This is a genomic window from Enterococcus sp. DIV1206 (assembly GCF_051712485.1).
Taxonomy (GTDB): domain Bacteria; phylum Bacillota; class Bacilli; order Lactobacillales; family Enterococcaceae; genus Enterococcus; species Enterococcus faecalis.
Window position 1 is genome coordinate 2488253 of sequence record NZ_JBIOOZ010000001.1, and the last position, 20532, is coordinate 2508784.

A 20532-nucleotide genomic window follows, 5' to 3' on the forward strand; every position below is an offset into this window, starting at 1 on the left:
TATTTATGGATTTATCTGATATTTATTTGGCTAAACCATGTTGAAAAGCATAAATCGCCGCTTGGGTCCGATCATCCACATCTAGTTTTGCTAAAATGTTTGAAACATGTGTTTTAACTGTTTTCAAAGTGATAAAGAGTTCATCAGCTATTTCCTGATTACTTTTACCTTGTGCAATCAACATTAAAATTTCGTGTTCTCGATTTGTCAAATCTTCATGCAACACCGGCTCTTGTTTTTTTGTTAACCGTTCCATCATCTTATGCGTCACTTCAGGTTCCAACACACGCTCTCCGCGATAAGTCGCCCGAATTGCATCAGCAATCTCATGTGCTGTTGATGTTTTTAATAGGTAGCCCGCTGCACCAGCTTCAATCGCCGGATACACTTTTTCATCATCAATAAAACTCGTCACAATAATAATCTTGGCTTCTGGCCAATCTTTCAAGATCGCTTTTGTTGAATCAATGCCGTCCATTTCTTCCATTACCAAATCCATCAAAATAACATCTGGACGTAGTTCCAATGCTTTTTCATAGCCAATCTTACCATTTTCTGCTTCGCCTACGACTTCTATATCCTCTTGAATAGATAAATATGATGAAACGCCTAAACGGACCATTTCATGGTCATCCACTAACATTACTTTGATCACTTGCAGTTTCCTCCTTTATGACAGGAACTTTAATTTCAACGCTGGTTCCCTGCCCTTTAAAACTAATAATTTTAACTGTACCGCCCATGCCGACAACACGTTCTCGGATATTATTTAAGCCATAACTACCGGCTTTATTACTTTGTTCCTTCATATCAAAGCCGACACCGTCATCAACAATACGCAATAACACGTTTTTATCGACTTGGTGTAAGTATACCTCTAATTCCTTTGCTTTGGCATGTCTTAAGGTATTTGAAAGTAACTCCTGCACAATTCGGAAAAGATGATCCTCAATGCTGCTATTTAAATGAACATCTTCAACATCCCAAATCAATTCAATTTTAATTTTTGTTTGTAGTTCTTTCAGTAATTGTTCAATACCTTTACGCAAACTTTTTCCTTCTAGACTGATAGGACGCAAGTGCAATAGTAACGCGCGCATTTCCGATTGGGAGGCATTAATGATTTCTGCCACCATGGCTAGTTGTTTACGATATGGTTCCGGGGTTTCTGTTCGTTGTGCTTGTTCATTTAAGGCAGACAACATCATCATGGCTGCAAAAAGTTGTTGACTGACTGAATCATGCAACTCCCGCGCCAAACGATGCCGCTCGTTCTCTAAAATTTCTTCTTTTGTTTGCCCATCCATTAATTGCGGCCGACTGTTTAATAATTGCAATTCTTTAGACATCTCTAATAATTTATTTTTAATCGACCAAATATCTTGTTCGACTTCGGTTAGATAATGATCTTGATTTTCACTGGTCGTTGGTTTGTTTAAGACTGGACTTTCATAATTACCATTGGCCAATAACCGAAGTTTTTCTTCAATCCGTCCATATTGCCCTTTTTGAACCAATGAAATCAGTAAAAAGGTCAATAAGCCTATTAGTAAGGATATGAGAACAATGTGCACAATTAGTGGTAGATAAAAGACTTTTCTCTGAAGAAGCTCTAATAACCACCGGTTTTGTTTAATCGAATGAAAATATGAAAACAATGTAATTAAGATAACAATAAAGGTGCTAAGGGACGCATATAATGAAATCATGCGTCTTGAAATCCGATCGGTCATACACGGATCACCTCAACATCTCCTACTAAAGTGTTCGTCATAATTTTCAAACGACGAAGATTGGTATCGTAATCATTGCTGTAAATTTTTAATGATTCGTTTTTCAATTGATATTTTTCTTCTTCAAAACGTACCGTTCCGTAAAAAGTTGAATGTTCTAACAAAATAGCTACACCTAACGGCACTAGAATTCGCGTGCGGCCAAAACCTTTACGAATAATAATAATATTGTCTTCTTTCGGTAGTAGCGTATTACCTAAATCAATAATGGTGTCCCCAGAGATTAAATCAATATTGATATCGTCCCATTCATAGATATTGTTACCAATGCGTTCGTTGGCAAACCAGCGGCGTTTAAATCGTTTGCCATTTTTAGGTTCTTTTGCCGCCGTCTCCACCATAATCATTTGTTTTTTTCGCCAAGGTGCTCGCTCAGCTATATCCACGCCTGAAATCTCAAAGCCTTTTAAGCCGATAAAGAGTACGCCAAAAATCAACATAAACCAAACAGCCGTGCTGTTCATTGCACCAATGACAATAAAAACAACGCCGAGGACGAATTGAAAGTTGTTAAAATGTGTTTTAGATGCTTTCCTGGAAACGTAGGCCACAAGTAAAACGCCAATTGTTAATAAAACAGCTAATCCAGGATTATGTACAATTTGCCATAACGCCAGAATAAAAAGTAATGCTTCTGCGACGATAAAAAAGCGCCAAGGGTTATTCATAGATTTGCCTCCTCCCTATGTCATTTATTTTACTCGTTTATTTTATTTAATCATAGTGGTTTGCGCCTCAGGTTACCATAGGACTTTAGCCCTAAATATCTTAGATTGCGAAAGGACAGGCCTTGGAAGCTGCCTGCCCTACTCAATTATTTAGTTTGCTTCAACTTTTGTAATTTTAACTGTCATGTCGCCACCAGGTGTTGCAATAATCACTTGGTCGCCTAATTGTTTACCAATTAAGGCTTGTGCAATCGGTGAATCGTTAGAAATTTTACCAGAAAATGGATCGGCTTCGGCACTTCCTACGATTGTGTATTCCTCTTCTTCTCCATCAGGCAATTCTTGGAAAGTAACTGTTTTACCGATGGAAACTTCGTCTTGGTCCACGCCATCATTATCGATGATTTCTGCAAAACGAATCATATTTTCTAACGTTGTAATACGTCCTTCAACGAAAGCTTGTTCATCTTTAGCTGATTCATACTCTGAGTTCTCTGAAAGATCCCCAAAGCTACGAGCGATTTTAATACGCTCTACGATTTCTTTACGTTTAATTGTTTTTAATTCTTCTAGCTCTTGTTCTAATTTTTCTTTTCCTTCAAGAGTCATTGGATATACTTTTTCTACCATGTTAATTCTCCTTTTTCGCTTAACGATACGTAGTTCTTGGTTGGTTATTGAAAAAAATTCCGCTTTCAATCCACAAAAGAGTACCACGCTTTTTCTAAATTGTAAATATAATTATTGAATTTTTGTGATTTTGCTAAATTTTATTTATATAAATTTCTAGTTGCTACTCTTTCCCTCTGTTAAACAGATTACTTTTTGAGTATCTAAAAGCTTGGTGAATCATACAAAATTGATTCACCAAGCTCTTTTATGTTTTCATTTTATTCACTACTTGAATTATTGACATACTGATCTACTAATACTTGATGTTCTTCATATGTTTTTGAGAAGTATACTTTTCCTGTAGAAATATCTGCTACAAAGTATAAATAGTCACTTGGTGTCGGATTCAAGACTGCTTTAATTGACTCCTCACTTGGGCTATCTAATGGTCCTGGTCCATAACCAGTATTTTTATACAAGTTATAAGACGAGTCCACTTCCAAGTCAGCATACGTTACAGTTTCTTTGTGTTCTCCTAGAGCATACAAAATAGAAATATCTGATTGGATCGGCATATCGGCAGCCAAGCGGTTAAAGAATACTTGCGCAATTTGTTTGCGGTCTGCTTCTTTGACTCCTTCTTTTTCAACCAATGAAGCTAACGTTAAGACTTGCTGATTGGTTAAATTCTTTGCATGAATTGTCGGCGTATATTGTTCCATTACTGTGTTCATTTTAGCAACCATCTGTTCGACAAATTCAGGAAGTGTTGCTTTTTTGTAGTAATCATAAGTCGCCGGGAATAAATAGCCTTCTAAGCGATAACGAACACCTTCTGCGGTTGCAGCACTTTCAAGTAAATCAGGATACTTAGCCTTCATTTGATTGAAGAAGTCTTCATTTTTCATTAATGCAATGAAATCTGCTTTCTTGAAATCCGTATTTTTTTCAATAGCTTCGCCAATTTTATCTATATCGTAGCCTTCAGGAATCGTTACTTTGCCATCTGCGATTTTAGTTGGTTCTGGCGTGCCCCCTTCTTTTAGCATTTCACCAATTTCATCGAGTGTCATGCTTGGAGACATTTGATAATAGCCCGCTTGAAAATCTGTTAAGTTTTTAAATTTTACGTAGTAGTTAAAAACCATTCCGCTTTTAATGACGTTGCTTTCTTCTAAAACCGCAGCAATTTGCTTATTAGAAGATCCTTCTGGGATATGCACTTGAACAAGCTTCTTATTGTTCTTGTCTAGTGGTTGTAGCCCAGCGTCTACATATTTATAAAAAGTAAACCCAAAGATTGCCATCATTAAAACCAATACAGAAACTACAATTAACACGATACGACCGACTAAACGATCTTCTTTTTTACGTGTTTGTTTTTTTGTATTTGTTGGCTTTTCGTCTGTTTCAATCGGGGTTGGCTCTTCGACTGTCTGTGTTGTCTTGTCTTTCCCACGTCTTCGAGCAGCTCTAGAACCTGCACGTGTTTGTGTTGTGCGGCTCGCTGTTTCTTGTGATTCATCAGATGAAGGTTGGGGAGACCTATCATTTTTTTCAGAGGAATCAGGTTGATCGCCATCATTTCTACCTTTTAAAGACCCAGTTACTTGATCTCTAAGCGAAGATTTGGGATCTTGGTTATTTTGGTTATCATTAGCCAAAACTAACCCTCCTTACTATTCTATCGTTTATGACTGAAACTATTATACATGAAACCTCTTTAAAATTAAATGTTTTTAATAAAAAGACCGTCATTCCCCGATAAAAAATTCATCATTGACAACGTTTAAAGCCTATGATGGCGCTTTTCTATTGAAACGATAATAAATCTTAAAATCCTCCTAAATTTATCGAAAATCCATTTTCTATTAAGAATTTTGTAGCAAAATAGCACCTAAGCCTTTAGGTGATTGTACTAGGAATGTCGCTCCCGCCTCTTGTAATTCTATTTCTTCACCAAATCCATACAAGACACCTATACTATCTAAGCCATTTTGTTGAGCACCAAGAATGTCATGATTACGATCACCAACCATGATAATCGCTTCTTTGGTTGGGTCTAATTGAGCTTCCGTTAATGCATACTGAATCACATCTGCTTTTTTAGAACGATGACCGTCCATACTCGCTCCATAGATGCCTGTAAAATAACGATCTAAATCAAAATGAGTAATAATCTTTTTTGCAAATTCTTCTGGCTTGGAAGTCGCAATGTATAACTTTGCTCCCGCTTCCTTTAACCTTGTTAGTACCTCTGGGATCCCTGGATACACATGATTTTCAAACATACCTTTTCTCTGATAATACGCTCGATAATGACTCACGGCTTGTTGCGCTGCTTCAGCTGAAGGCGCCATGTGCAAAAACGACTCATATAGAGGCGGCCCTATGAAAGAACGTAACGTCTCCTCGCTAGGAGCTGGCCAGCCTAATTGTTCTGTTGCGTATAAAATAGAACGCATAATGCCGCTACCAGAATCCGTAATTGTGCCATCTAAATCAAATAAAATCGTTTGATACATCTTCACTTCACTACTTTCTAGCATTTTTTTGTCTAATTGATTCTTCAAAATTAAGATACGCAAAAGAAGCACCTTTTCAGCGCTTCTCTGCCTTTTTATTTATTTTGCTGTAAACGTATCTGGTTTTTTATCTGATTGCTGCATTTCATAGGCAATGGCTTCAACGATTCGGCGGCTAGCTTGACCATCCCCATACGGATTTTGTGCATGCGCCATCGCGTGGTAAGCATCAGAATCAGTCAATAATGTTTTCGCCTCTTGATAGACTACTTGTTCGTCTGTACCAACCAATTTCAATGTTCCTGCCGCTACGCCTTCTGGACGTTCCGTTGTATCTCGTAAAACTAAAACTGGCACACCTAAGGAAGGAGCTTCTTCTTGCACACCGCCAGAATCAGTTAAAATTAAAGAACTTTTCGCTGCAAAATTTTGAAAATCTTTGACATCCAATGGTTCAATTAAATGCACACGAGCTAATTCACCTAAGTGTTCCGCTACTATTTCACGGACTTTGGGATTTTTGTGCATAGGGAAAATGACTTCAATTTCTGGATGTTCCATTACAAGTCGACGAACAGCTTTAAACACATTTGCCATTGGCAGGCCTAAATTTTCACGACGATGCATTGTAATTAGCACGATGCGTTGGTCTGTAGGGATTTTTTCCAATAAATCATTTTGATAGTGGGCATCAACGGTGTACGCCATCGCGTCAATCGCTGTATTGCCAGTCACATAAATATGTTCTTCTGGATGATTTTCTTTGATTAAATTGTCCTTACTTTGAGTGGTTGGGGCAAAATAAATATCAGTTAACACGTCTACCAGTTGACGATTCATTTCTTCTGGAAACGGAGAATATTTTTGCCAGGTCCGCAATCCTGCTTCCACATGTCCCACTGGAATCTGTTGATAAAAAGCAGCCAATGCAGCCGCAAATGACGTGGTTGTATCGCCATGAACCAAGACAATATCCGGCTGTTCTGTCACAAGAACCTCAGTTAATAAATTCAAAACACGACTTGTAATATCTGTTAAGGTTTGCCCATCTTTCATGATATTTAAATCATGATTCGGTGTAATTTGAAAATCTTCTAACACTTGATCCAACATTTGGCGATGTTGCGCTGTTACGACTACTACAGAGTCAAATCCTTGACTTTGCTCTTCTAAAACTTTGATTAAGGGCGCCATTTTGATTGCTTCTGGCCGTGTTCCAAAAACCGTCATTACTTTAATTTTCTTCATCATTTTCCTCCTAATTCTATGTTAGTTTCGGGTATTTTTGTTGGCGAAATTCTTCTGCTCGTTGAACGTAATGTAAGGCGTTCGTATGATTACTGGCTATTTCTGCTGCCGTTAACGGACGGATAACCTTCGCGGGTCGACCAAATGCTAAAACATTTGGCGGGATAATTTTGCCTTCTGTCACTAAAGAACCCGCACCAATCAGGCTGTTTTCTCCAATAATAGCATTATTTAGAATCGTTGAACCCATGCCAATCAAAGCACCATCACCGATTTTACAACCGTGTAACATGCATTGATGGCCCACCGTTACATACTTGCCTACAATTGTCGGGGCATCTTCATCAACATGAATAATCGTGCCATCTTGAATATTACTACCTTCACCAATGGTAATTGTGTTACTGTCACCTCTTAAGACCGACTGAAACCAAATATTACTATCCTTCGCTAGTTGTACGTTTCCATAGACATCTGCACTAGCAGCAATAAAATACTCTTTTTTCAAACTCTGTCACCTCTTTTCATTAAGTATAGACAAGAATCCCTCACTTTCATAGTAAAAAAGACAAGAAAAGAGCGTGGGACAAAAATCACTTTGGATTTTTGCTCCACGCTCAAAAACTGATAAACGGCGGGAACAAAAGCAACTCCTTCGGAAATAAGCCGGAATTCTCCAAAAATTACAGAACAATTTTCGGAAATTCCTTCTTATTTCTCGGAGTTAAACGCTTCTGTCCCGACCTCTTTTTATTCCTCATAGTCGCCTTCTTCAGCAAATTGACTATTGTATAGTTTTTCATAGAAGCCACCTTGTTCCAGCAACTCATGATGCGTACCTTTTTCAATGATTTCTCCTTGTTTCATAACAAGAATTAAATCAGCTTCACGAATAGTTGATAGGCGGTGGGCAATAACGAAACTCGTTCGTCCTTCCATAACACGATCCATTGCTTTTTGAATTAAGGCTTCCAAGCGTGTATCGACTGAACTAGTCGCCTCATCTAAAATCAAAATTTTCGGATCAGAAATTACCGCTCGGGCAATGGTCAACAATTGTTTTTGACCAAGGGAAACGTTATCTCCCTCAGAATTGATTTCCATTTCATACCCATCTGGCATTGTCCGAATGAAGTGATCCACATTGGCCGTTTTCGCTGCATCCACAACTTCATAATCCGTGGCATCCAACTTCCCAAAACGAATGTTATCTGCAATGGTACCTTTATACAACCAAGCATCTTGCAATACCATTCCAAATACAGAACGGACATCACTACGGTTCATTTTTTTCGTGTCAATACCATCAATTTTAATGGCGCCTTCTGTTACATCATAAAAACGCATCAGTAAGTTGATTAAGGTTGTTTTCCCAGCGCCAGTTGGTCCCACAATCGCAACCATTTGGCCCGCATCAACTTTAAAGTTCAAATTACGAATTAACGGTTTTTCTGGGTCATAACTAAAGCTGACATTTTCAAATTCAACAGAGCCTAAAATAGGTTCTGGTAAAGGAACATCTTGTTCGTTAAGTTCTTCTTCTGGTTCATCTAGGATTTCAAAAATCCGCATGGTCGAAGCTGAAGCGCTTTGTAAAGCTGCAGACAACTGCGTAATATTCCCCATTGGTTGGCTAATTTGCCAAATATATTGAATAAACGCTTGTAACTGCCCCACTACGATCACACCAGCAACCACATAGTAACTACCAAGGACAGCTACCCCGATATAGGTCCCATAAGCGGTCATTTGAACCAATGGCAACATTAATCCTGAGATAAAGGATGCTTTGAAACCAAAACCATTTAAACGATGATTGACTTGTTTAAAGCCTTCAAGGGTTTCTTTTTCCCGACCATATAGTTTTAAAACACTGAACCCAGTCATATTTTCTTGGACATAACCATTTAAGTCTCCTAAAGAATTTTGCATTCCTTGGAAATATTTCTGGGAGATTTTAACAATTGTTCTTGAAATAATCAGAGACAACGGAATCATAATCACTGAAAAAATCGCCATCAGCGGATTGATTAAGAACATCATCACTACCGCCATCACAATACCTAAGACTGCCGAAACAATATTGATAAAACTTTGTTGCATCGCATTGCTGACAGCATCCACATCGTTCGTCACCCGTGACAAAATATTTCCTTGTTGGTTCTTATCAAAATAAGAAACTGGCAAACGATTGATTTTTTCTTCAATATCTCGACGTAAATCGCGCATGGATTGTTGAACGACATTCGTCATTAAAAAGCCTGACAAAAATTGTGCCACACAATAACCTGTTCCCACAACTAAAATCCAAATTAAACATTGGATTACATAATCAAAATTAATGGATTCGCCAGCCGCAATATTACGGCTAATTTCTGTCGTTGGTAATCCAGTCAAATAAGGCAACGCTGCATTAAAGGCAACGGTTAATATTGTAAATAAAATAACTAAATAAAACGTCACTCGGTACGGTTTAATATAGCGACCGATTCGTTTCATAGAAGAAAAGGCGTGTTTCATGCTAATTCCTCCTCTGACAATTGAGAAGCCGCAATATCATAGTAAATTGGACAAGTCTCAAGTAATTCACGATGTGTGCCAATTCCGACCACGTCGCCTTCGTTTAAAACAACAATGCGGTCCGCATGCATAATTGTTCCAACACGTTGTGCCACAATTAAAACAGTGGATTCTGTTGTTTCTTTTTTCAGACGCGCTCGTAAATTTGCATCTGTTTGATAATCTAACGCAGAGAAACTATCATCAAATATATAAATTTCCGGATTGCGAATAATCGCCCGTGCGATAGCTAAACGTTGTTTTTGACCACCAGAAAAGTTCGTGCCACCTTCTGAAAGAGGTTCATCATAGCCTTGCGGTTTTTGTGAAACAAATTCTGTAGCTTGAGCAATGTCAATTGCTCGTTCCATTTCTTCTAACGTCGCATCTTCCTTACCGTAGCGAAGGTTATCAGCAATTGTACCAGTAAAAAGTAACGCTTTTTGTGGAATATAGCCAATCTTATTGCGTAATGCACTAAGTTTGTACTCTTTTACGTTCACTCCATCGATTAAAATTTCACCTTCTGATACATCATAAAACCGTGGAATCAATTGAATTAATGTTGATTTCCCACTACCTGTGCTCCCAATAAAGGCCACTGTTTCACCAGGTGACGCCTTAAAACTTACATTGCGGATGACTGGGCTTTCCGCATGTCCAGGATAGGCAAAGGTTACATTTTTAAACTCTAGATAGCCTTTAGTAGCTGTTTCTGTTACGCCTTCTTCTTCACGAATAGCTGGTTCCATGTCTAAGGCTTCTTGAATCCGTGAAGCCGAAACCGCAGCCCGAGGATACATCATAAAGACACTGGCAAATAACATAAACGAGAACAGCGCATGGAAAATATATTCAATAAAAGCTATTAAATTCCCAACTTCTAAATCCCCGTGGCTGATTTGAACAGTCCCGCTCCAAATGATTAAGACCATCACAATATTAAATAAGAAAAAGAAGCCTGGTTGGGCTGCTGCCATTAAACGAAACAGACTTTTTGAACTTTTAGTGTAAGTTTCATTGACTTTATTAAAACGAGATTCTTCAAATTTTTCATTAACAAATGCACGTATTACCCGCAATCCAGAAAGATTTTCTCTTAAAATCCCATTGATTCCATCTAAGTTCTTTTGTTGCTTTTTAGATAACGGTTCTGACAAACGAGCAATTCCGACAACTGCTAGCAGCAGAAAAGGCAAGGCACCTAAAACGTACATTCCTAACGACGGACTCGTTCGCATCACCATGTAAAGACTGGCAATAAACATCACTGGCGTCATAAAGCCAAGACGTAAAATATTTCCCATGAAGAGCATAATTTGGTATGCATCATTGGTCGTTCGCGTAATTAAGGAAGAAACCCCAATACTTTCATATTCACTGTGTGAGAAAGTTTGAATCTTTTCAAATAAATCATCACGAATATCACGAACAATGTTTGTTGTAATTCTGGCACCAAAGTACCCCAGCAAAATATTCATTGCGACACCAATAATCGTAATTACAACCATCCAAATCCCTTGCTGATAAATATAGTCCATATCTTTAGGAATAATTCCTTTGTCAATCATTCGTGCTAAAATAGTCGGCAAGCCTAATTCAATTAAAATAAAACCAAACACACAAATAAAATCAGCGAAAAGTAATTTCTTATAACGCATTGTGTAACGCCACATTAACTTCAATTAATCATCTCCTTCTTATCTTACTTTAAATTTTCTAGTACCCCCACTGTATCAAAAAGAAATCGGTAATACAAGCTGTCTGACTAGAAAAAACAGCCTTTCTCTTTCTATCCTTTCTCTTTTAGATTTTCTAAAAAATAGATAATTTTAATGATTTACTTATACGATTAAAATTGCTACTTCCTTTTGATTGTGCCATAATTGGGAAAAACTGAAAGGACCCTTTGAATGAAAAAATTATTCTTCATTTTTCTCGGTTCCTGTACGTTTGCTTTAGGCACGTTAGGAATCTTTTTGCCGCTTTTACCCACCACTGGTTTTTATTTATTAACGGCCTTTTTTTGGATGCGTAGTTCAGATAAACTTTATAACAAATTTTTAGCTTCTTCTTATTATCAAAAATATATCCAAGAAGCCTTCTTTGAGAAAAAAATTACTCGTAAAGGCAAATGGAAACTATTTATTTCCATGTTTCTTTTATTTGCCATTCCGTGTTTAATTGTCCGAAATACGTTGATGACCACGACTTTAGCGATTGTTTATTTAGCTCACGTGATTGGCTTAAGTTGGTATTGGCGTCCTAAAAAAAAGGCACTCGAACTTGATCAAGAATAAGGCGAAACAAGAAGTTTGTTTTTTTTAAAAGTCCAGTGAGTGTTTCTATACTTCCTTATCATTCTATGATAAAATAAGCTTAATTGTTGTTATTCACAACACACGGGACGGTTGAAAAAAGAACACATAAAATCAAATACCCAGAATGAAGCAAAGTCGAGGCTTCATTTCATCATTAACAGATGTTTTTGATGAGCATTCTTTTTTAGGTGATCAGCACCTCGTTTTGTTGTGTTTAATTTTCTGTCTTAAAATGAAAAAAACTATAAATTGCTACTATTAGTAGCTGAAGGAGAAATGAATCGATGATTTACAAAGTATACTATCAAGAAACAAAAATCAGAAACCCAAAAAGAGAAGACACAAAATCTCTTTACATGGAAGCCGATAGCGATGTAATCGTGCGCCAATTAGTTGAAGAAAATACCCCATACAATATTGAATACGTTCAATTATTAGACGAAAAACATCTTGCTTACGAGCAAGAACATGCGGACTTCACTCTAACGGAGTTTTAACATGAAAGTAAACATAAAAAATAACGAAACTGGCGTTTTTGCAATCGGTGGTTTAGGCGAAATTGGAAAAAACACATATGGGGTACAATTCCAAGATGAAATTATCATTATTGATGCTGGGATCAAATTCCCAGAAGATGATTTACTTGGGATTGACTACGTGATTCCAGATTATAGCTACATCGTTCAAAATTTGCATAAAGTCAAAGCACTCGTTATTACCCACGGTCATGAAGACCATATTGGTGGCGTTCCTTATCTTTTACGTCAAGCGAATATCCCAATCTATGCGGGACCACTAGCCTTGGCTTTAATTACCAACAAACTAGATGAACATGGTTTATTGCGAGAAGCGGAATTACACGAAATTAATGAAGATACGGTGATTCGTTTTAGAAAAACAGCGATTAGCTTTTTCCGGACGACTCACAGTATTCCTGATGCCTTGGGCGTTGTGGTTAAAACGCCTTCTGGTAACATTGTCGCAACAGGTGACTTTAAGTTTGACTTTACACCCGTTGGTGAGCCAGCCAACTTACACAGAATGGCGAAATTAGGTGAAGAAGGCGTCCTTTGTCTTCTTTCAGACAGTACCAATGCTGAAATACCCACCTTTACAAAATCCGAAAAAACAATTGGGACCTCTATTTTAAAAATCTTTGAAAAAATTGATGGTCGGATTATCTTTGCCAGTTTTGCTTCAAACATTTTCCGTTTACAACAAGCTGCTGATGCAGCCGTGAAAACAGGTCGCAAAATTGCTGTTTTTGGTCGTAGCATGGAAAATGCCATTGTCAATGGCGAACGCTTAGGCTACATCAAAGTGCCAAAAGGAACGTTTGTCGATGCGGCGGAACTGAATCAATTGCCAGCAAATGAAACAATGATTTTATGTACTGGCTCTCAAGGAGAACCTATGGCCGCGCTTAGTCGGATTGCTAACGGTACACATCGCCAAATTAGTATTCAACCAGGCGATACGGTTGTTTTCTCAAGTTCACCAATTCCTGGGAATACGACAAGCGTTAACCGTTTAATCAACTTATTATCTGAAGCCGGTGCAGAAGTTATCCACGGAAAAATCAATAATATCCATACTTCTGGTCACGGTGGACAAGAAGAGCAAAAATTAATGCTTCGCTTGATGAAGCCTAAATATTTCATGCCTGTTCATGGTGAATTTAGAATGTTAAAAATCCATGCTTCGCTCGCTCAAGATACAGGGGTTCCTGAAGAAAATTGCTTTATCATGGGCAACGGCGATGTCTTAGCTTTAACGGCTGATAGCGCACGTCCTGCTGGTCACTTCAACGCTAACGACGTGTACGTTGATGGAAATGGTGTCGGTGATATCGGGAATGTTGTTTTACGGGATCGTCGTATCTTATCTGAAGAAGGTTTAGTTTTAGCGGTAGCAACGGTTGATATTAAAAATAAAGAAATTATGGCTGGTCCAGACATTCTTTCCCGTGGTTTTGTCTACATGCGTGAGTCTGGTGATATGATTCATGAAGGCCAACGTCTTTTATTCAATGCTCTACGTGAAGCAATGAAAGATAAAAACTGTACCGAAGCAAAATTAGGCGAAGCCATGACGACCGCTTTACAGCCTTTCTTGTTTGAACAAACAGAACGTCATCCAATGATTCTGCCAATGATTATGACTGCCACAGTTAGTGATCAATAAAGCTCTCATTTAATAGAGAAGAAAAATGTTTGTCCATTTTTCTTCTCTATTTTTTCTAACAAAAAAACACCTAACGCATGTTAGGTGTTTTTGGATTATTTTTTATTAGTTTTTTTCTACGTTAACTGCTTGAGGGCCACGGTCTGAATCTTCAACATCAAAAGTCACTGCTTGACCTTCTTCTAAAGTTTTGAAACCATCACCTTGGATAGCTGAGAAGTGTACGAATACGTCGCTTCCGTCTTCGCGTGAGATAAACCCAAAACCTTTTTCTGCGTTAAACCATTTTACTGTTCCTTGTTCCATTCTTTTGTTCCTCCTCGTGCATTTGCACATAAATAGTCGTAACTTTGCTCGCTTCCAATAGAATATTTAAAAAAATTTAAAAAGTCTACATAATTCCAAACAAGATTACCCTTTCATTTTACACGTGATAAAATATTTTTGCAAGAATTGTCCTCATTCTGAAGCAAAAAAATTCTCTTCTCTCAAACTAATGTATCCGCTATCACCAACAATAATATGATCCAACAATTGAATCCCCATCATTTCGCCACATTCTTCCATTCGTTTGGTAAATTGAATATCTTGTGGAGACGGTGTCGGATTGCCAGATGGATGATTATGAGCTAATAGTATGCGAGCAGAAGAATATTTAACCGCTTCCCGAAAAATTTCGCGTGGATGAGCAATACTTTGATTCAGTGAACCTTTGAAAATCGTTTTCTGTTGGATAATGTCATTCTTGGTATTCAAGTAAATACAAATTAAATGTTCTTGTTGCAGCCCCTTCATCTCTTGGAGTAATCGTTGAGCGACTTGTTGACTGGACGTAACTTTACCAAATTTGATTTGACTACTTTGATAAATTCGACACCCCAATTCAATGGCCGCACGTAATTCAATGGCTTTCACTTGGCCAATGCCTTTAATAGCCATTAACTCGTTCAACGTGGCTTGCTGCAAATAAGAAAGTTGCTTAAACTGTTTTAATAGCGTTGCGGCAACAGTCATCACGTCTGCTTCTTTTGAGCCAGTTCGTAACAGAATCGCCAACAACTCTTGATTCGATAATGCTTTTTCTCCTATCGCTAAGAGCCGTTCTCGTGGTAAACAATCACTCGGCATCTCGCGAATAAATAGATCCGATACTTGCATAAAAAACCTCCTTTGCTAGTCATTAATAAACTACGCAAAGGAGTGTTGTTTTTATTATTTTAAATAATGTGGCGCTTGATGTAAACTCTCCAAGACATGTAATGTTTTCTCTTGGATAACTTCAGTTGGTTGCAATAAATCAGGTACCATGATCACTGGAATGCCCGCACTATGAGCCGCACTTACCCCATGAAATGAGTCTTCGAAAATCAAGGTTTTCGGGGCTTCTGTTCCTAAAAGTTGACGAGCTTTTTGAAAAATTTCTGGGTCCGGTTTTGCTCGTTTAACATCCTCTGCTGAAACGATCCCTACAAAACGATCCTGAATCCCAGCATGGCTTAATAACATTTCAATTGCTGGACGGACGTTACTTGAAGCAACTAATCGAGGAATTTTTTGATCATCTAAAAAGTCAAGGAATTCCACCACCCCTGGTTTTAAAGGGACGTTACCAGATCGAAACTCTTGCAGGGTATCCTCATAAGAACGGCGGATAAATTCTTCCACTGTGTCGTGACCATAGGATGCATAAATACGTCGGTAATTCTCTTGTACTTCTTCATCGGAAATCCCAACATAGTCTAAATAGACTTCTTTACTATATGGTAACCCCATTGCATCTGCTACTTTTTGAGTAGATGTATAGTAAATCAACTCCGTATCAAAAAGCAACCCATCCATATCAAAAATTACGCCATCAAATTTCTTCATCATTTCCTCCTATAGTTAAAAGTAATTCTCTTACTTGAGAAACAAAATATAATGAACCTGTTACTAATAATAAATCATCTGTCGACATTTTTTCTAAAATTTCGCCTAAGCCAAATTGCCATAAAGACACAATTTCTGTTAAATCGTCTTCATATTTTTCCATTTCTGTGAGTGCAATAGCTTTAGGGTAATCAAAGCTAGTTAAGTAAAGATGCGCATTCGGTACTTGCTTTAAGTCCTGAATCATCTCATCCACATCTTTAGTTGCTAAAGCTGAAAATAAAATATGAATCGTGTGTTGTGGAAACTCTTTGCGCAAGTTTTCAACTAAGCGTTTTACTGCATGCTCATTGTGGGCACCATCTAAAACAATCAACGGTTCATCACTAAGACGTTCCATTCGAGCTGGCCATTGCGCTTTAGCTAACCCTTGAGTAATGTCTCGTTCTTTAAACGGCAAATGTTGTAGTTGGCAATACTTGTCAAATAATTGAATAGCTACCGCCGCGTTTTCTACTTGGTGACGCCCCAACAAGGGAACTTTAATTTTTGTCAGTTTGCCCATTTCTCCATAGAAATTAAATACTTCCCCCCATTGTGTATCAGGATGTAGATATTCCACTTGATACTCTTTGCCAAAACGAAAAATTGGACTCTGTTTTTCTTGTGCGACTTTTTCAATGACTGCTAGCGCATCAGCACAAATATTGCCTGTTACTACTGGGACTTTTTCTTTAATAATACCCGCTTTTTGATAGGCAATTTCAGCAATTGTTTCACCTAAAATTTCTGTGTGATCCTTCCCAATTGTTGTAATTCCCGTCAATAATGGCTTCACGACATTGGTGCTATCAAGTAATCCACCTAAGCCAACTTCAACAACTGCGATATCCACTTGTTCATTCACGAAATAGTCCAAGGCCATTCCTGTCAATGTTTCGAATTCTGTAATTCCAGCCACTTCAGTGATCTGGTCTAATTCTTTAATGATTGGTTGATACTTTTCCACATAGGTAATCAATTGTTCGTCTGAAATTGGTTGACCATTTATCGCAATTCTTTCATTAAATGATTCAATATAAGGAGAGGTAAAGGTTCCGACTTTCAAGCCCATTTCTTCTAATAGACAGCGTAAATATGTCACGGTTGAGCCTTTACCATTGGTTCCTGCGATATGAATCGTTGGCACTTTGTTTTCTGGATGATCAATTTTTTCTAATAACGCATTGATCCGATCCAAACCAGGTCTTGAACCAAAGGGTAACCGGCTATGAATCCATTCAATGGCTTCTTCTATTGTTAATTGCATCTTGTCCAACTCCTTGTCTTCTTCTACATTATAACTAAGTTAGGTGACTTTTTCACTAATAACCAATTGAAACTTTTTCTTGAAAACTTTTTGCATTTTTCATAATTTTGCGTTATTAGCGGATATATTAATGAACTTATGGTAAACTAACATTCTGGATGGTTCATTCCAGCCAGCCAATTAAAAACTATTTTTAGAGCGTTCAACACGCTTATTCATGATTTTTTTATAAAGGTGGACTTATTTTGATGAAAAACAAATCGAAGCTTTTATGGTTAGGAAGTTTTTTCTTGCCGTTTTTACTTCTGTTGCTTGTATGGATGACATTACAACTTGCGCCTTTTGGTGACAACAACTTATTAGTTAGTGATTTAGGCACACAATACATGCCTTTCTTGAGTTTTTTAAAACGCTCTTTTCACGAGGGAATAACTACATTCTACTCTTTTTCCAATGAGATTGGTGAGTCGATTGTTCCTTTGGCAGCCTATTACTTACTGAGCCCTTTTAATGTGTTGGCTTTCTTTTTTCCTTATGAACAATTACCTATAGCAATTTTATGGATTATTACCTTAAAACTTGCCTTGATGGGCACGACGATGTTTAGCTATTTAAAATACACCTATCAAAAAGTTGATGGCACCACGTTACTTTTTTCAACGTCCTATAGTTTCTGTGGCTTTGTCACCGTCTATAGCCAAAACTTTATGTGGTTGGATGCACTAATTCTATTCCCGCTTATCTTATTGGGACTCCAACGTTTATGGGATCAACGAAAATGGGGCTTATACAGTATAACCCTATTTTTAGCGATTGTGACAAATTACTACATGGGTTATATGATTTGTCTCTTTGCTGTTTTGTACAGTATCTATTGGTTCTTTAAAAAGAATACCCAAACCCATGCTATTCGGCAATTTTTTAAACAAAGTCCGTTATTCATCCTCGTTTCTTTTTTAACAGGAACCGCAACTAGCTTTTTATTATTACCTGCAGCAGAAGGGATGCTTTATACAAAAAAAGCAGATTTTGATGTCTCGACGTTCTTTTTAACGCCTAAGTTCAACACTTCGTTTTTCTCGCAATTAGGCTTAGGTTCTATTAATTATGAGTTGCGTTTAGACCATTTACCAACCGTTTTTGCTGGATTATTTGTGACACTCCTCTGTGTTGCCTATTTTCAAACGAAACAAATTGCGTTAAAAGAAAGAATAGCTTCAGCAATTCTTTTATTCATTCTCTTTTTAAGCTTTTGGTTAGAAGCCTTTAATACTGTCTGGCACATGTTTCAAAGCCCAGCTGGTTTCCCTTACCGAAATGTCTTTATTTTTAGCTTTTTATTGATTGTCTTTGCCTATGAAGTTTGGCTTAAAAAAGTGACCATTCCTTGGACCGCACCTATTATTTTTAGTCTGCTGTTAGTCATTGGCTACGGATCTTTGTATTATGGTCCACAAAAGAATCTCTTAATTTCGATCAATTATTTATGGCTAAGTTTACTTTTTATTTGGTTGATTTTCGTTTGCTTGCGTTTAGCACACAAAAAGGCCTTAAGAAACTATGTAGTCGTGGCTTTATTCTTACTGGTCAGCACAGAATTAACAACGAATTTCTGGATTTCTTTTAAACACATGCCCTTTGGTAGCCAAGCGACATTTGCCCAAGATTACCGAAAACACAGCCAATTAATCGATGAAAAAATGGCCTCAGCACCAGAACTTTATCGCATGAAACAAGTCATTCCTTCCAAAGAAACAGGGTTCCGTGAAATCAATAACGGCTACAACAATCCTTTACTTTATGGCTATGCTGGCGTTTCTAGCTATACTTCGACTTTAACTGCCACTACCCAAGACACATTAAGTGCGCTAGGTTTATATCGAAAAAATGATCGCCGGATTGCCTATGTGGATAATTCACAACTAACCAATTTACTTTTAAATGTGAAATATGACTTTTTACCAATTGAAAAACCTACGAGTGAAAAATTGCTAAAAACAGTTGGTTCCACGAAAATCATGGAAAATGATGAAGCGATCGGTATGGGCTTTTTGGCGCCAACCGCATTAACCAAGTTAAAATTAGCAAAAAATAATCCTTTAGATGCCCAAGAAGAACTCCTGCAAACGCTCGTGCCGACGGATAAACCTTACTTTAAAACAGCTTCGTTGATAAATGAACCTCATCATACTAACGAAACAATTGAAGCAACCTTTAAAGTGAATAGCACTGGTGACTTGCATCTTTATATTCCGAATTTAAAATGGAAAAAAGTTACACAATTGAAGGTAAACCAACAAGTTATCTCGACGCCGATTTATATTGCAACCAATCAACTGTTCAATTTAGGGCATTTTGAAAAAGGAACTACCGTGACCCTGTCACTAACTGCTGAACAAGTGGTTGATTTAACTAATTGGCAACTTCAAACTTTAGACCAAACAGCCTTTAATCGTGCGGTTGACAAATTACGCCAACAAGCTCTTCACGTGAATGCAACTAAAAAAGGCCATTTAAATGGCGCACTGAATGTACCTGGAAATGACACTCAGTTACTGTATACGTCCATTCCTTATGACCAAGATTGGCAAGTCAAATCGTCGCTACAAAAAGAACCATTAAAAACACAACGCATTCTAGGTGGCTTTTTAGCTGTTGAAGTCCCAGCTGGCAAACAGCAGTTAACCTTTACCTATCATCCAAGAATGATTTATCTCGGTACTGCCGTCAGCGGAACGGTTTTACTGGGAGCGGCTGGTTATCTTGGCTTTAAAAAATACCGTCGAAAACGTCAGGAGGCCACTCATGACTAATCAGAAAAAATTTTTAAATGGACTCATTCGGTGGTTACCCCTAGTTGGACTGGTGCTTTTCTTCGGCTTAATTTTATGGGGATATTCCAGAGGAATTTTTCATTCTGTTGCTTCCTTGCAAGCTTTTATTAAACAGTTTGGTAACTATGCGGTTCTATGTTTCATTCTTTTACAAATCGTCCAAGTGATTATCCCTATTCTACCTGGAGGAATTTCTTCTGTTGCAGGAATGTTGATGTTTGGCAATTTGCAAGGCCTTTTGTATAGCTATCTTGGATTGATTATTGGTGAGTTTATTGGCTTTTTACTGGTTCGTTACTATGGACGTAGCTTTGTAAAAATAATCCTTTCACCCAATAAATACAAAAAATTTGAAGAGATTTTAGACAAAAATGAACACAATGTCAAAAAGCTCTTAATCTTTACTATGTTAGTCCCCTTCGCTCCAGATGATATTGTTTGTTTAGTGGCGGGAATTACAGATATTTCTTTAAAAGAATTCATGAAAATTGTTCTTTTATTAAAATTCTGGTCTGTGGCTACTTACAGCTACTTAATGTTGTATTTGTTTCAATTATTTGGCAAATTATAACAAAAAGACAACAAAACCAACGTTTGGTTTTGTTGTCTT

Annotated in this window: 19 protein-coding genes; 5 read left to right on the forward strand and 14 right to left on the reverse strand. The window is 37.6% G+C overall.

Annotated elements, in window-relative coordinates:
• Window positions 1-22: 22 nt before the first annotated feature.
• From IGK86_RS12375 to efrA, 10 genes are all read right to left on the reverse strand, one after another.
• On the reverse strand, window positions 23-655 hold the full coding sequence (locus tag IGK86_RS12375) for a response regulator (protein WP_002355137.1): 633 nt from the start codon (window positions 653-655) through the stop codon (window positions 23-25).
• Complete coding sequence (locus tag IGK86_RS12380; RefSeq protein ID WP_002365182.1) at window positions 630-1733, reverse strand: sensor histidine kinase; 1104 nt, start codon at window positions 1731-1733, stop codon at window positions 630-632. The genes IGK86_RS12375 and IGK86_RS12380 overlap by 26 nt, the downstream gene beginning before the upstream one ends.
• The gene (liaF, locus tag IGK86_RS12385) at window positions 1730-2461 is read right to left on the reverse strand and encodes a cell wall-active antibiotics response protein LiaF (protein WP_002381168.1); all 732 of its coding nucleotides are present in this window, start codon (window positions 2459-2461) and stop codon (window positions 1730-1732) included. Before liaF ends, IGK86_RS12380 begins: the two co-directional genes overlap by 4 nt.
• Before the next feature lie 150 nt (window positions 2462-2611).
• Complete coding sequence (greA, locus tag IGK86_RS12390) at window positions 2612-3091, reverse strand: transcription elongation factor GreA (RefSeq protein WP_002355133.1); 480 nt, start codon at window positions 3089-3091, stop codon at window positions 2612-2614.
• A 260-nt stretch (window positions 3092-3351) separates the two neighbouring features.
• Window positions 3352-4737: an endolytic transglycosylase MltG gene (mltG, locus tag IGK86_RS12395; protein ID WP_002415850.1), complete on the reverse strand. Its 1386-nt coding sequence runs from the start codon at window positions 4735-4737 to the stop codon at window positions 3352-3354.
• A gap of 207 nt (window positions 4738-4944) precedes the next feature.
• Window positions 4945-5622 (reverse strand): HAD family hydrolase, encoded by a 678-nt coding sequence (locus tag IGK86_RS12400; protein ID WP_025192103.1) that lies wholly within the window; start codon window positions 5620-5622, stop codon window positions 4945-4947.
• 75 nt (window positions 5623-5697) lie between these two features.
• Window positions 5698-6849 carry a non-hydrolyzing UDP-N-acetylglucosamine 2-epimerase gene (gene wecB, locus IGK86_RS12405; protein WP_002385282.1) on the reverse strand — a complete coding sequence of 384 codons (1152 nt, stop codon included), beginning with the start codon at window positions 6847-6849 and terminating at the stop codon, window positions 5698-5700.
• A gap of 13 nt (window positions 6850-6862) precedes the next feature.
• Entirely contained in the window at window positions 6863-7354 is a 492-nt protein-coding gene (locus IGK86_RS12410) for a gamma carbonic anhydrase family protein (RefSeq protein WP_002367316.1), read from the reverse strand.
• 242 nt (window positions 7355-7596) lie between these two features.
• Window positions 7597-9366 (reverse strand): multidrug efflux ABC transporter subunit EfrB, encoded by a 1770-nt coding sequence (efrB, locus tag IGK86_RS12415; RefSeq protein WP_002365186.1) that lies wholly within the window; start codon window positions 9364-9366, stop codon window positions 7597-7599.
• Window positions 9363-11090: a multidrug efflux ABC transporter subunit EfrA gene (gene efrA / locus IGK86_RS12420; RefSeq protein ID WP_010708444.1), complete on the reverse strand. Its 1728-nt coding sequence runs from the start codon at window positions 11088-11090 to the stop codon at window positions 9363-9365. Before efrA ends, efrB begins: the two co-directional genes overlap by 4 nt.
• 228 nt (window positions 11091-11318) lie before the next feature.
• Between efrA and IGK86_RS12425 the strand changes: the two genes are divergently transcribed.
• From IGK86_RS12425 to rnjA, 3 genes are all read left to right on the forward strand, one after another.
• On the forward strand, window positions 11319-11705 hold the full coding sequence (locus IGK86_RS12425) for a YbaN family protein (protein WP_002355126.1): 387 nt from the start codon (window positions 11319-11321) through the stop codon (window positions 11703-11705).
• 305 nt (window positions 11706-12010) lie between these two features.
• Window positions 12011-12223, forward strand: a complete 213-nt coding sequence (locus tag IGK86_RS12430; protein WP_002355123.1) for a DNA-directed RNA polymerase subunit epsilon — start codon at window positions 12011-12013, stop codon at window positions 12221-12223.
• 1 nt (window position 12224) lies between these two features.
• Complete coding sequence (rnjA, locus tag IGK86_RS12435; protein ID WP_002355122.1) at window positions 12225-13910, forward strand: ribonuclease J1; 1686 nt, start codon at window positions 12225-12227, stop codon at window positions 13908-13910.
• Between the two features lie 105 nt (window positions 13911-14015).
• Here the strand turns inward: rnjA and IGK86_RS12440 are convergent, their stop codons facing one another.
• The 4 genes from IGK86_RS12440 to IGK86_RS12455 form a co-directional block, all read right to left on the reverse strand.
• Window positions 14016-14216 (reverse strand): cold-shock protein, encoded by a 201-nt coding sequence (locus IGK86_RS12440; RefSeq protein WP_002355121.1) that lies wholly within the window; start codon window positions 14214-14216, stop codon window positions 14016-14018.
• A gap of 153 nt (window positions 14217-14369) precedes the next feature.
• Window positions 14370-15068: a RadC family protein gene (radC, locus tag IGK86_RS12445; protein ID WP_002365188.1), complete on the reverse strand. Its 699-nt coding sequence runs from the start codon at window positions 15066-15068 to the stop codon at window positions 14370-14372.
• Between the two features lie 54 nt (window positions 15069-15122).
• Window positions 15123-15782 carry an HAD family hydrolase gene (locus IGK86_RS12450; protein WP_016616796.1) on the reverse strand — a complete coding sequence of 220 codons (660 nt, stop codon included), beginning with the start codon at window positions 15780-15782 and terminating at the stop codon, window positions 15123-15125.
• Window positions 15766-17088, reverse strand: a complete 1323-nt coding sequence (locus IGK86_RS12455) for a bifunctional folylpolyglutamate synthase/dihydrofolate synthase (RefSeq protein WP_016616797.1) — start codon at window positions 17086-17088, stop codon at window positions 15766-15768. Before IGK86_RS12455 ends, IGK86_RS12450 begins: the two co-directional genes overlap by 17 nt.
• A gap of 248 nt (window positions 17089-17336) precedes the next feature.
• On the opposite strand from IGK86_RS12455, the gene IGK86_RS12460 reads away from it, so the two are divergent.
• Together IGK86_RS12460 and IGK86_RS12465 are read left to right on the forward strand one after the other, a co-directional pair.
• Window positions 17337-19901, forward strand: a complete 2565-nt coding sequence (locus tag IGK86_RS12460; protein WP_016616798.1) for a YfhO family protein — start codon at window positions 17337-17339, stop codon at window positions 19899-19901.
• Entirely contained in the window at window positions 19894-20493 is a 600-nt protein-coding gene (locus tag IGK86_RS12465; RefSeq protein ID WP_002355114.1) for a TVP38/TMEM64 family protein, read from the forward strand. The genes IGK86_RS12460 and IGK86_RS12465 overlap by 8 nt, the downstream gene beginning before the upstream one ends.
• Window positions 20494-20532: the final 39 nt, after the last annotated feature.